At 50.8% G+C, this 13,316-nt stretch carries 14 protein-coding genes; 3 read left to right on the top strand and 11 right to left on the bottom strand.

What is annotated here, in order from left to right; translation table 11 throughout:
* The 10 genes from AC5L4R_RS10095 to mazG all read right to left on the bottom strand — a co-directional run.
* Positions 1-192 (bottom strand): transposase (locus AC5L4R_RS10095; protein WP_494472339.1); only part of this gene is annotated, 192 nt, incomplete at its 3' end.
* A gap of 95 nt (positions 193-287) precedes the next feature.
* Entirely contained in the window at positions 288-812 is a 525-nt protein-coding gene (gene yjgA, locus AC5L4R_RS10090; RefSeq protein ID WP_494473748.1) for a ribosome biogenesis factor YjgA, read from the bottom strand.
* Between the two features lie 22 nt (positions 813-834).
* Positions 835-1,779 (bottom strand): RNase adapter RapZ, encoded by a 945-nt coding sequence (gene rapZ / locus AC5L4R_RS10085; protein WP_494473747.1) that lies wholly within the window; start codon positions 1,777-1,779, stop codon positions 835-837.
* Between the two features lie 187 nt (positions 1,780-1,966).
* Positions 1,967-2,812, bottom strand: coding sequence for a pantoate--beta-alanine ligase (panC, locus tag AC5L4R_RS10080; RefSeq protein ID WP_494473746.1), 846 nt, complete (start codon positions 2,810-2,812; stop codon positions 1,967-1,969).
* Positions 2,799-3,437, bottom strand: a complete 639-nt coding sequence (locus tag AC5L4R_RS10075; protein WP_494473745.1) for a Type 1 glutamine amidotransferase-like domain-containing protein — start codon at positions 3,435-3,437, stop codon at positions 2,799-2,801. Before AC5L4R_RS10075 ends, panC begins: the two co-directional genes overlap by 14 nt.
* A gap of 16 nt (positions 3,438-3,453) precedes the next feature.
* Complete coding sequence (panB, locus tag AC5L4R_RS10070) at positions 3,454-4,287, bottom strand: 3-methyl-2-oxobutanoate hydroxymethyltransferase (RefSeq protein WP_494473744.1); 834 nt, start codon at positions 4,285-4,287, stop codon at positions 3,454-3,456.
* Between the two features lie 17 nt (positions 4,288-4,304).
* Complete coding sequence (folK, locus tag AC5L4R_RS10065) at positions 4,305-4,808, bottom strand: 2-amino-4-hydroxy-6-hydroxymethyldihydropteridine diphosphokinase (RefSeq protein ID WP_494473743.1); 504 nt, start codon at positions 4,806-4,808, stop codon at positions 4,305-4,307.
* Positions 4,801-7,071, bottom strand: coding sequence for a polynucleotide adenylyltransferase PcnB (pcnB, locus tag AC5L4R_RS10060; protein ID WP_494473742.1), 2,271 nt, complete (start codon positions 7,069-7,071; stop codon positions 4,801-4,803). Before pcnB ends, folK begins: the two co-directional genes overlap by 8 nt.
* 86 nt (positions 7,072-7,157) lie before the next feature.
* Complete coding sequence (locus AC5L4R_RS10055; protein WP_494473741.1) at positions 7,158-7,583, bottom strand: ComEA family DNA-binding protein; 426 nt, start codon at positions 7,581-7,583, stop codon at positions 7,158-7,160.
* Positions 7,584-7,596: 13 nt separating this feature from the next.
* Entirely contained in the window at positions 7,597-8,439 is an 843-nt protein-coding gene (mazG, locus tag AC5L4R_RS10050) for a nucleoside triphosphate pyrophosphohydrolase (protein WP_494473740.1), read from the bottom strand.
* Between the two features lie 167 nt (positions 8,440-8,606).
* Here mazG and AC5L4R_RS10045 point away from each other — a divergent pair, with 167 nt between their 5' ends.
* The 3 genes from AC5L4R_RS10045 to AC5L4R_RS10035 all read left to right on the top strand — a co-directional run bounded on the left by AC5L4R_RS10045 (position 8,607) and on the right by AC5L4R_RS10035 (position 11,679).
* Positions 8,607-8,837, top strand: a complete 231-nt coding sequence (locus AC5L4R_RS10045; protein ID WP_494473739.1) for a hypothetical protein — start codon at positions 8,607-8,609, stop codon at positions 8,835-8,837.
* Positions 8,838-8,864: 27 nt separating this feature from the next.
* Positions 8,865-10,115 (top strand): nucleotide sugar dehydrogenase, encoded by a 1,251-nt coding sequence (locus AC5L4R_RS10040; RefSeq protein ID WP_494473738.1) that lies wholly within the window; start codon positions 8,865-8,867, stop codon positions 10,113-10,115.
* Positions 10,116-10,179: 64 nt separating this feature from the next.
* Positions 10,180-11,679: a phosphohexomutase domain-containing protein gene (locus AC5L4R_RS10035; protein WP_494473749.1), complete on the top strand. Its 1,500-nt coding sequence runs from the start codon at positions 10,180-10,182 to the stop codon at positions 11,677-11,679.
* Between the two features lie 157 nt (positions 11,680-11,836).
* On the opposite strand, the gene AC5L4R_RS10030 is transcribed toward AC5L4R_RS10035, so the two are convergent.
* Positions 11,837-13,316: histidine-type phosphatase (locus AC5L4R_RS10030; RefSeq protein WP_494478062.1), on the bottom strand; the 1,480-nt coding region annotated here is incomplete at its 5' end.

Genomic DNA, 13,316 nt, shown 5'->3' with positions numbered 1-13,316 from the left:
TAGTAAGATTTTAAACATGATGACAGGGTGAAAGGCACTTTCGCCACGGTCACTGCTATGGACATGGCGTAGGGTGTGTTCGATACTTTGCCAGTTGATTAGGTTATGTAGTTCATCGAGTTCTTCGATGGCTTTGTGAGCGTTAATGAGACTGTCTGCTAGGGAGAGTTGCCCTGTTTGTTTCCATGCCATATTCGTGTCTTTTGCCATCTGTTTGATTTTACTGTATTATATCACTTTTACAAACTTTTGTGCATTTGTTCGTGCAAAGGTTTCTTAAAAAGCAATTATTTATCTTTAGACAAAATCGCCACTTGGCGAATATAGGTGTGCAAATCGGCAAGGCTTTCTTCGCGCAGCTCGTTATCGGCGGTGTAATCGGCATACGCCAGCCAAATCAGCAACTGCTTAATGGTATTGTATTCACTGGCAAAAAACTGTTTGCTAAATTGCTTGAGTGTGTTGTCATCTTGTAAGGTCAGCCGCGTCTGCCACGCCTCAATTTTGGCTTGCTGCTCGGGGCTAAACGTGCAGCCAAACAGATAAGCCACCAATGTGTGGGGGTCTTCTTCTGCCAACAGCTTACCAATGCGCTTGGTCTGGCGTTTACGCGCCTCGTGGCTGCTGATGTCCGCCAACGCCAGTAGCTCATCGACAAAGTACTCACTGGCAGGCAGGTTTTTCATTTGTTTTTTGGACAAGTTTGCCAACGGCTCGGCAAGCTGTTGCAAGCGTTCGTGGGCTTTTTTTTGCTCAGTGCGGCTGACCGCCATGTCCATTTCTGCAAAATTGATATTGCTTAGATTAGCCATAATGTTTTGATTGTGTTAAAAATTACCATTTAGATTTTTCGCGGTGCTTGACGCGCACCACCATGCCAGCAGGCAGGGTGTCCGCCAAGCGCGCGCCCAACGTCTCGGCGATATACACCGAACGGTGCTTGCCGCCTGTGCAACCGATGCCGATGGTCACCGTGTGACGGTTGTTGTGCAAAAACTCAGGCAACCAACGCGCCAAAAACGCAAAAATATCATCGCGCAGCGCGTCCACCTCAGGATAAGTGGCAAAAAACGCTTGCACCGCCGCATCCAGCCCCGTCAAGGGTTGCAATTCGGCTTGCCAATGCGGATTGGGCAAAATGCGCACATCAAACAAAAAATCCGCGTCAATCGGGCTGCCGTACTTAAAACCAAACGACAGCAGATTGACCGTGACCTCATTGTCCACACCCAGATGTTCGCGCACCCGTTCTTTGAGGTGGTGTGTGTTGAGCGTGCTGGTATCAATGCGGATATCCGCCAGTTGGGCGATGGGCTCAAGCAGCTGGGTTTCGGTGCGGATGGCATTGGGCAGATTGTGCGCGCTTGCCATCAGCGGATGGACGCGGCGGTTGGCATCAAACCGTGCGACCAAGACACTTTCTTGCGCGGTGACATACAGCACCTTGACGCAGCCTTTGCCATAGCTTGTCACAAGGTCAGCATAAACTTGCGCAAAATCTGACAAATCGGCTTGTGGGGTACGCACATCAATGCCAAAGGCTAATTGGTGAATATCGCTGTCATTGACCAGTTTTTGCGCCGCCAATGGCACCAGCGACAACGGCAAGTTATCAATGGTGTAATAGCCAAAATCCGCCAAAATGCTCAGCACCGTGGTTTTGCCCGAGCCCGACCGCCCCGACACGATGACGATTTGCGTCTGTATGTGCGGTTTGCCGCGCGCATGTACGTCGGCTGGCTCAGTGGGTGTGTTTGGCTGATGTGGCACAGTTGGCATAAAGCACCTTTGCCCGATGGTAGAAATGTTAGGTGATTTGAAATGGAGCGACTGCAAGCAAAATGCTGACAAATTTTAATCATCTGGCAAGCATTCTAACACCAAAAACAGCACCCCAAACCATTACCTGTTCTGTTTTTTGGTTAAAAACTTATGCAAAAATGGCGCAGGAGCTCAGCCAAGTCGATTACTGCTTGCGCGTGACCTCAACATTGTCCAACAAACGCGCTTTGCCCAGCCATGCGGCCGCCAAAACCACCAAATCTGCGCTATCCGCCTCGGCAGAAGCAAGCGACGGCGCGCGCACCTCGACGTAATCCACCCGAAAGCCTGACGCGTTCAAATCCGCCACCGTATTATCAACCAGCTGGGCAAAATCAGCAAACGCAGCGGATTGTAATTGTGTTGCCAGTTGTTGCAAACGCTGCGGCAAATACGGCGCATGGGCGCGTTCATCGGCGGTCAAATACTGATTGCGCGATGACAATGCCAACCCATCGGGTGCGCGCTGCACCTCGACACCAATGATATCGATGTCAAAATTCAGCTCAGCGACCAACTGACGAATGATAGCCAGCTGCTGATAATCCTTTTTGCCAAATACCGCAACATCGGGCTGCACGATGTTAAACAGCTTGCTAACCACCAGCCCAACCCCGTCAAAATGCGTCGGGCGCGTGCGACCGCACAAAATTTGGCTGATATCACCGACCAACACGCTGACCGATGGCGGTAGGTGAGTGTACATCTCACCAACGCTGGGCGCAAACACCATATCTGCCGCCACGGTTTTAAGCTTTGTCACATCCGCCGCCAGCGTGCGCGGGTAGCTGTCAAAGTCTTCGCCAGCACCAAACTGCGTTGGATTGACAAAAATGCTGACCACCACAACATCGGCATGCTGTTTGGCGGCTTGTACCAATGCCAAATGCCCATCGTGTAAATTACCCATCGTGGGCACAAGCGCGATACGCTGATGGCGGTGTAATGCCAGTTGGCGACGCAGGTTGGTGGTGGTGTCAAACACTTGCATGGGGTTGTCCATTTTTCAAAATAATTGATTTGCCCAATACCCAAATAGCCTGATTATTATTAAAGGCCATTAAAGGGATTTTTTCTTGCCATTCATTCACGATTTGATGAGCAGATGCTCTAAAAGGTGGGTTATCAAAATGAGGTAGGGGATAAAAATCAATAATATCCAGTGCTTTAAAATTTGCCAAATTTGGTGCTTTTTCTGCATCATCTATATTCTTAACATAACCAATGTCTTTGGATAAAATGATTGCGCCAGCGGATTCACCAATATAGGGTTTGCCATTATCAATCAAATCGATGATAACTTTAGTTAGCTGCTTTTCATTAAGCATGTGAAGCAGATAAAAAGTGTTACCACCAGAGATATAAATTAAATCATTTCTTTGTAATTGATGAATCATATTATCGCTAGACTGAGAAAAATCAACTATTTCAATAGCGATACCGTGTTGCTGAAAAGCCTTTTTCGCCTGTTCAATATAGTCTTTGTAGGATTCGACATGGCTTGCCACTTCAATAAATGCAACGTTTTGAACAGATTTAGCATGGATGATAGCAAAAAAATCGGTCAGTTGATCAGCTATATCAGCAAAAGATGAGCATAACAATAAATTTTTCATCATGAACACCTCAAAATTAAAAACTATGCTCAGCGGTGGGAAACGCGCGATTTTTCACCGCCTGATGATACGCCCGAAAGGCGCCGACGATATCGCCGCTCAGGTTGCTGTCATCGGTCAAAAAATCTTTGACAAATTTGGCAGGTTTGCGCGTGTACACACCCAACATATCGTGCATGACGAGCACTTGTCCGTCACAATCTGCACCTGCGCCGATACCAATCACAGGCACGGCAAATTCAGCGGTGATTTGGGCAGCAAGCGTCGCAGGTACGCACTCAAGCAGCAATATCGCTGCACCTGCCTCAACCACCGCGCGACAATCCTCAAGCAATTTTGCCGCCGCGCTGTCGGTTTTGCCTTGCACCTTGTAGCCACCAAACAGATTAACCGATTGCGGCGTTAGACCCAAATGCACACACGTTGGCACACCGTTGTCTGCCAGTACGCGCACGATAGGCACAAGCTCTGCGCCGCCTTCGATTTTGACCACATGCGCGCCTGCCTGCATGACGGCACGGCTATTGGCAATCGCATCGGGTAAGGTGGCGTACGCCAAAAATGGCAAATCACACAAAATCAGCGCATGGCTATTGGCGCGCGCGACGCTTTGGGTGTGATACACCATATCTGCCACCGTGACGGGCAGCGTTGAGCCATGCCCTTGCACCACCATACCAAGGCTGTCACCAATCAAAATTGTGTCAATCTGCGCTTGTTGCATGGCGGCGGCAAAGCTTGCGTCATAGCAGGTCAAGCAAGAGAAGGTTTCGCCACGGGCTTTGTATTGATTGAGCGTGGATAAGGTGATGGGGGTGATAGGTTTTTGCTCGGTGCTTAGATAGCTCATAATTTTCTCGTGTGTTATTAAACCAGTATGTCTAACCCGTCCCAATACTCAGCGATTGGTAGATCTTGTAGCTTTTGCCCATTTATTGTTAAATGCTTATCGAGCTCAAGCAGCGGTATCACCACAAAATTGCGCTCCAACAGCCCTGCGTGGGGTACGGTTAAACGCGTGTTGTCGATGATCGCATCGCCGTACAGCAAGACATCAACATCCAAGCTGCGCTCGCCCCAATGCCGCACACGCACGCGCCCTGCCGCTTGCTCCAAGGCTTGGCAAAAATCCAACAACGCCAGCGGTGCAAGCGTGGTGTCAGCGCGTAACACCGCGTTGATAAAATCGGGCTGGTCAGTCACGCCATACGCGCGCGAACGATACAACGACGATACCACCACGTGGTCAAAATCCGCCGACCGCGCAAACGCGGCAATCGCACGCTCAATATGCTCGCGCGGACTCCCCAGCGCGTTGGCAAGGTTACCCCCCAAGCCGATATAGCAGCGTACCCAATTGGTCTTAGTCATGGGTGGGTGTCTCGGTGGTTTTGCGCCGCCGCCGCGGTTGGCTTGCACTATCGGTTTGGGCATCGGCTAGACTGGCAGCTACATCACTGCCAGCGTTATCGGGCGCAGGTTTGGGCTTACGCGCGCGTTTGGGTTTGGCTGTGGGCTTGGTGTCAGTGGTGTCTGTTTGGGCGGTGTCTGTCGTGGTGCTGCTCTCGCTGTTTTCGCGCACGGTTTTGGTTTTGCGTGTGCGTTTTGACTTTGGCGGGTTATCGGCATCCGCGCTGGCATCGGCTAAAGCGCGCGCGGTGGTGTCATCGGCAGCAGGTTTGGGCTTACGGCTGCGTTTGGCTTTAGGCGGCGGTTTGCTTACGCTGACATCGGCTTGGCTTACTTCGATGGCGGTGGTTGGGTGTTTGGCTGCCGCGCTGGCCGCATCCACATCGACCAAACTGGGATCGGGCGTGGCAGTATCAGCGATTGCTTGGGGTGTGGGTGCTTGTTGTGCCGCCGCCAGCTGCCGTCGCTCTAGCACCGACAAGTCAGAGCTTGGCACACGGTGGCGACGCTTGTCGGGCAGACGCGCACCAGCAAGGTTGGCGCTGGCAACATGGGCGACGCTGCGATTGCGCTGTGAGTGGCTCGCGCGTGGGTGCGGCTCATCGTCCATGTCTGCTATATCGTCTGCGGTATCAAACAGCCAGTCATCGGCGTGATTGGTTTGCCATAGGGGTTCGGCAGGTGTGGTTGGTGCATCGTGATCGGCCAGTGATAGCTTACGCAGTTGGTCTTTTTCGCGTTGTTGTTGTTCGCTTAAGCCTTGATTGGTGGTAGGTGCGTCGGGTTTGGCAGCTTGCGCGTCGGTGTTTTCGTCCCGTGTTTGGGTGACGATATTACCAAAGCGTGCGCGCACGGCATGGATATCAAATTCATCAATCGCTTGCGCTTGTTGCTTGCTGCCAAGCGTCTGAAACCACGCCCACCAATGCCCCATGCCGTTGGTGCTCTCAAGGTCTAGCGTCACCGCTTGCCCGTGCTGCTCGGCTAGCGCACGGTTGCGCGCCTCGACTTGTTCACGCAGCAGCAAAAAGTCAAACGCTGCCCGAAAGCGCGGATTTTCAAACAGTTTGACCAAGTTTTTTTTGCGCGGATTGGCAAGCCGTGTCTGCATGAGCCAAATATCTTTGATAAACTGCTCAGCAAACTTCGGCATGGCGGTGATTGAGCGTTGTTTGTCTAGCACCTTGTTGGCAGCTTGCACTTGCGCTTCAGCAAATGGCGCGTTTTTCTTGTATTTTTCTAAAAAATACAAATAGTTTTCCCACAAAATTGCGGCATAAAAAAACGCAGGGTTGATACTTTTGCCACTGCCAATGCGCTTGTCGGTATTGACCATAACCTGCTCAACCAGAGGCGTGAGCATGGTCGGCGGATAAAACAATAGCTGCGCCAACGCGCCATAGTCAAACAGGAGCGGCAACAGCGCGCGCAGATAGCCACCTGTGAACATTTTTTGGGTTTCATCGTATAGGCGGTGTGGCGACACCTGTGCCAATAACGCCCAATTTTTGCTGTTAAATTGCCGCTCAAGCGCGGCATCAAAGCCAAAGCCCAGTTTTGCCTTGAACCGCAGCGCGCGTAGCAGACGCACGGGGTCTTCTTCAATGCGTTTTTGGGTGTCGCCCAGTAGGCGCAGCACGCCTGCCTCGATATCGGCAAGCCCTCCACAAAAATCATACACCACGCCATCAAGCGGCTGATAATACAGGGCATTGATAGAAAAATCGCGGCGTACCACGTCTTGAAAAATATTGCCCCACACATTGTCACGCACAATCATACCGTCTTGGGTGGTGTGGTTGCTGTCACTAGGCGGTGCGCGAAACGTCGCCACCTCAATCATGTCGCGCCCTGAATACACATGGCACAGCAAAAACCGCCGCCCGATAATCCGACAGCGTTTGCCAAATACGTCTTTGATTTGGGCAGGCGTGGCGTTGGTCACCGCGTCAAAATCCTTTGGCGCAAGCCCAAGCAATGAATCACGCACCCCACCGCCAACGATATACGCTTCAAAGCCTGCTTGCGTCAGCGTGGCAATGACTTCTTTGATAGAATTGGGCAAATCGCCGCGTTGTAGCCCAAGCTTGCGCGCGTCATGGGCGGCATGTTTGCGCGCTTGGGTGGGGTTGAAGTTGGGGTCAAGCGTCAAGCCTGCGCCGCGCTTAGGCGTTGCTGTGTTGCTGGTTGAGCCAGAGGAGGAAGACGAAGATTTTTTTGCCATGCAAAACTGCCATTGACGTTACAAACAAATACAACGGGTGCGATTACCATGGCTTAGTGTAGCAAATTTAACCGCTTAACGCACGCTTAGCGTACACGTAAACGGCTGCGGTTTTTGTCCACCGTCGCTTTGCCAATGCCTTTGACCCGTGCCAAGTCATCGACGCTGGCAAATGGCGCGATTTGCTCACGGTAGAGGATAATCGCTTGCGCTTTGCTTGCACCAATGCCAGCAAGCTGCACCAATTCGGCTTCACTGGCGGTGTTGATATTGATGGTTGGCGGCACGTCTGCCAACGGATCAGCCGCTTGAGCCGACAAGCGTGCCATGCCTTGGCTGCCTTTGGGCGGCCGCACTTGCAAAAATGCCTGCTCGGGGGTCAAATGTGGCTCACATTGAGCGGCAAGTGCAGGGAGTGCAACGCCGCTTAGCAGGCTTATCACAAGCACATGGCTGGCAAAACGCCGGCTGAAGTTTGGCGTGGCTATCATTTTGTGAAAAATTTTAAACATTAATTTTTAAATATTAAAAATTTTTTGAGTGGTTTTCAGCCTGTTTGGCTTGCTGCCATAGCGCGTCCATGGTTGCCAAGTCGGTGTCATCCAAGGTTTTGCCCTGTGCCGTTAGCGCATCCTCGATATAGCCAAAGCGCGATCTAAACTTATGCACGCAGCTAAGCGCGGCGGTTTCGCTGTCAATGCCCAATTTGCGCGCGATATTAACCAACGCAAAAAAACAATCACCCAGTTCTAGCGTCAAGGCATGGCGCGTGGTAGCGTCAAGTTGGCTGTCTAACGGATGCGCGAGGTTTGGCGGCAAAATCGCTTTAAGCTCGGCGATCTCCTCATCAAGTTTTGCCACCACCTCATCCAAATTGTCCCAGTCAAAGCCCAGTTTGCCTGCTGCTGTTTGTAGGGCTTGCGCCTGTTGTAGGGCAGGTGCGGCTTTAACCACATCAAGCACGCGGCGCGGTGGCTTGCCCCGTGCGGCGCGTTCGGCATTTTCTTGCGCCTTGATTTGTTGCCAGCGCTCGGCCACTTGCGCCTCTGTGGTCAAGACATCGCGCGCAAACACGTGCGGATGGCGACGAATCAGCTTGTCTTGCAAGGTGTAGATGACATCGCGCATGGTGAATTGCCCTTGCTCGGCATACAGCGTGGCATGAAACACCACCTGCAGCAGCACATCGCCCAATTCGCCCTTAATGTCCTCATAGTCGCCGTCATAAATCGCCTCGATGAGCTCGTAAGTTTCCTCAATAGCATACGGAATCAAGCTTTGGTTGGTTTGTTGTTTGTCCCACGCGCATTCGCGACGCAGACGCGCCATTAACGCCATTAAATCAGAAAATTCGCCCGTTGGTTGCATTGTCGTATCCTTTTGTTATAATCAAGTCAAGAAAAAACGACGGCTTCAACGCCTTGCGCGGATTGGCACAAGTGGTCACAACCACCGTTCGTTTTTAGCTGTTTTAACAGGTTGTTATTTTAACATATTTAAGTGGCGGTGCTGAGTTGTTGTAGCGATAGGTGAAAATGGCTCAACGTTGGTTGCGTTTTTTTGTCAAACCCTTAACCCAGCGCATGGCAACAGCAATCAGTGTAAAATTAACCCATGCAAATAAAAAACGCCGACATAAAAAAACTGTCATAAAGATAACCTATGATAATCCGCTTAGCCATTGTAAAAAAAAGAATTGCGAAAAAAGAAAACAAGGCTTTACTTTTGGCTTTACGATGCTAAACAACCAACACGCTAACAGTTGAATTTATAACCCTCACCATGTTGTCGCTATGATGTCCCAATCGCAAACCCATGTCGCCCCATCGTTTAACAGCGCGTTTCAACACATTATCGTCATCGGCGCAGGCTATGTTGGTCTATCGAATGCCGTGCTACTGGCTCAGCCGCAGCTTGCCACGCGTGTGACGTTGGTAGACATCAACGCTGAGCGCGTCCGCCTGCTGCAACACAACCAAGCGCCCATTCAAGACGCGTTGATTGGCGAATTTTTGACCAAAGGCAATCTAAACCTCACCGCTGTGCTGCTGGATGACGCGGATTTTACCGCCGCTGATTTGGTCATCATCGCCACACCAACCAACTATGACGTTGCCACAGGCAAATTTGACACCGCCTCAGTGATCAGCAGCATTACGCGCGTACGTGCCAGCAATGCTGTCGCGCCGATTGTCATTAAATCCACCATTCCGATTGGCTTTAACAACAATATCGCAAGCGACGTTGCCAATGTGCTATTTATGCCTGAATTTTTGCGAGAAGGACAGGCGTTGTATGACAATTTGCACCCTTCACGGATCATCGTTGGCATTCAAGACATCCAAAACACCGAGCAAGTCACATTGGCGCAAAATTTAATCGCCCTGTACCAAACAGCCAGCCAAGAACATGACACGCCAAGCCTTGTTATGCCCACCACCGAAGCTGAGGCTGTCAAGCTATTTGCCAACAGCTACCTTGCCACGCGCATTGCGTTTTTTAATGAGCTTGACAGCTTTGCCGAAAGCTACGCGCTCGATAGCCGCGCCATCATCACAGGCGTGGGGCTAGACCCACGCATTGGGCTGCACTACAACAACCCATCGTTTGGCTATGGTGGCTACTGCTTGCCCAAAGACACCCAGCAGCTTAAAGCCAATTATGCAGGCATCCCAGCCAACGTCATCCACGCGGTGGTCGATGCCAATAACACGCGCAAACGCTTCATCGCCCAGCAAATCGTCGCACAAAAGCCTGCCAGCGTCGGTATTTATCGCTTGAGCATGAAAAAAGATGCCGATAATTTCCGCGATTCGGCAATTTTGGATATCATCGGTATTTTGCAGCAGCACGGCATTCCGCTGCAGATTTATGAGCCAAGTTTATCGGCAAAAGGCGACACCACGTTTGCAGGCTGTGACGTGGTTGCCGATTTAGAGGCGTTTTTGGCGCATAACGCGCTGATTGTTGCCAACCGTTGGCACGATGATTTGGCAACGGTCAAAGACAAAGTCTATAGCCGCGATGTGTTTGGCGATAGCTGATGGCTTACTTTTTTACTGGTAATTGATTTAGAGAAAATCTATGAGTTCTACACCTGCCGCCCCGATGGATGCGCCACAAGCGCACAACTTTCAACCCAGCGACTTAAAACCGCTGGCTATCACCTCGTTTAAAGCCTATGATATCCGCGGCGAATTGGGCGTGAATCTTGATGAAAATATCGCCTACCGTATTGGGCGAGCATTTGCCCAGTTTTTAAAACCCGACACGCACGCGCAAAACGCGGCTGGCAACTCTGCCAAACCCACGCCAAAAAATGCCATTGTCATCGGCTGTGATGTGCGCCCATCAAGCAACGCGCTCAAACAAGCCGCCATTGCAGGGATTTTGGATGCTGGCGTGGATGTCATTGATTTGGGCATGACAGGTACTGAAGAAGTGTATTTTGCCACCAGTCACTATGACACGCTAGGCGGTATTGAAGTCACCGCCAGCCACAACCCCATCAATTACAACGGGCTCAAACTGGTGCGCGAAGGCTCACGCCCCATCAGCGCTGACACAGGGCTTGCCGATATCCGCCGCATCGCCGAGGCAGGCGAATTCAGCACCGCCAGCACGCGCGGTCAGTACGAATTGCGCGACGACAAAACCGCCTACATCGACCATTTATTAAGCTATATTGATGTTAATGCGCTCAAGCCTTTGACCATCGTCGTCAATCCCGGCAATGGCAGTGCCGCGCCCGTCATTGACCAAATTGAGCAACGCTTCATCGCGGCAGGTGCGCCGATTCGTTTGGTAAAACTCAATTACACGCCCGACGGCAGCTTTCCTAACGGTATCCCAAACCCAATGATTGTTGCCAATCGCCAAGTCACCGCCGATAAGCTGCTTGCCGAGCACGCCGATTTGGCGATTGCGTTTGATGGTGACTTTGACCGCTGTTTTTTCTTTGATGAACATGGACGCTTTATAGAAGGCACGTATCTGGTGGGCGTATTGGCGCAGGCATTTTTGGACAAAGAGCCGCACGCCAACATCGTCTATGATCCGCGCAATATCCTCAACACCGAAAGCATCATCGCACAGGCAGGCGGTGTGCCCGTGATGAGTAAATCGGGGCATTCATTTATCAAACAAATCATGCGCGAGCACAACGCGGTGTATGGCGGTGAGATGTCCGCGCACCATTATTTTCGCGATTTTAACTACTGTGACAGCGGCATGATTCCGTGGCTACTGGTCATTGAGCTGTTGTCCAAATCGGGCAAGTCATTGTCTGCGCTGGTTGATGAGATGATTACCGCGTACCCGATTTCAGGTGAGATTAACTTTAAATTGACGGGTGTGAGTGCCAAAGACGTGTTGGCAAAACTTGCCGATGAATACGCCACCTTTGACGATGGCGAGGCAACCACCAACACCATCGACGGCTTATCGGTGGATTTTGCCGATTGGCGGCTTAACATGCGTGCGTCCAACACCGAGCCGCTGCTGCGCCTAAACGTCGAAACCCGAGGCGATGCCGCCAAACTTGCCGCCAAAACCCAAGCTATCAGCGAGTGGATTATCGCGCAAGGTGGGCAACCTGCTGACCATTAACCAACGGCAAACGGTTTAACGCCAAAACGGCTAGAAGACAGGCAGTGAGCATGGCTTACCGCCTGTTTTTTCATATTTGATATTTGATGAAGAACAAAACAGCAAAAATCTGCCACTCAATGGCAGATTTTTTAATCTATTTTAAATATTTAGAGAACTAAAATGACTGATAACCGTAGCACTGGCGTAATTTGGTATAATCATAAAAATTGCTATCGGTTGTCAGTTTGGCGTAGTCACATGCAGGCTTAAATGCGGTTGGTTTTTCGTTGTACAACATACGCACGGCGTATGCTGTGCCATTTTTGTACAAATCCCATTGCACGTTTGCCGCCATTGGCGAGATGTTTACGCCGCGCCACGGGTTGTTGCTGTAGTTGTACAATGTGCTTGTGGGCTGGGTGACGGTTGTGCCATTCACGCCAAGTAAGGTGGCAAACGGTATAACAATTTCGGCATGGGCAAAGCGCAATCTTGCCGCCTCACGGGTGTCGCCTTTGACGACGTTATCTAGGCTAGCAAAAAAATCATCTTGCAAGTATTTTGCCATCTTGCTGGTGATTTGATTTTTGTCCGTAAACCCTGGCCCTTTGTCATAAAAATCGCTGGCATCGTTGTATTCGGCAAAGATTTTGGCTTGTGCAGGCGGCATATATGCCAAGAAATCCACACCGTTTGTTTCTTTCATCATTGCAGGGGCAATGCTGTAGAGCTCATACAGCATCTGTCCACCGCTAGCAAGAGAGTTGATTTTGGTTTTGCCGTCGCCTGATAAGGTGAGTTCTTTACCGTTGGCATCAGCAAACGTCATTGAGCCATCGTTGGCAAATCGGTACGTACCATCGGCAATTTTATCAACAAACGTTTTGCTAAATAGTTGCTCAAGCACCACGCGTCCTGCGGCGTTTAGACGGCTGTCGGCAGCAAGCTGGGCTTGGGTATTGGCTAAATCCGCGTCTTTTTTCTTGTACGTTTGGTAGTTTTGGCTTTCAACAAAAGTTGGATAAAGTGGGCTGGTGGCTTCTACGCCATCCAATTTATCCTCAAGCTTGTGAAAATACAGCTGATAACGGTTTACGCCATCGGATTGCTGGGTTTTCGTCATAGGTGCAGGTGGGTAATACACCAAGTTAGCAAGCATCGGTGCATGAGTTTGCAAAGACTTGGCAAAAAAATACGCGCTATCGACGGCACGGTCTTGCCCTGATGACATGACGCTGATGCGGCGATTGTGCGCGGCAGCATCTTGCCACAGCGTCGGCAAACGGCTGAGTAAGCGTTTGGCAAGCTCGGTGTGCTCGTTTATACCAACTTGGGTTTCGTTGCCGTAGCCACCTTTTTTGGCATCAAAGCTCACACCATCAACGTTTTGTCCCAAAAAGAAATTGGCTTGCATGATAGCAAGTACATCATCGCCAAGTTTTTCGCCAAGTTCGGTCAATGCACCATCAGCTTTGGCCTGTTGCCACATACGGTATACCACCAAGTCATATTTGATGCTCGACAAGCCGCGTGAGCCATGACGCGCCAGCAATTGAGTATAAACAGGCACGTAGCCTGTAGGTGCGGCTGGCAAATTGGCGATATCTTTGGGAGCTTGATAAGGAGTTTTGGTTTGGTAATAGGTCTCGATGACG

The organism is Faucicola sp. SE7633 (genome assembly GCF_059264685.1).
Note: the sequence above shows the minus strand (reverse complement) of the source record. Positions and strands in the feature narration are given on the sequence as shown.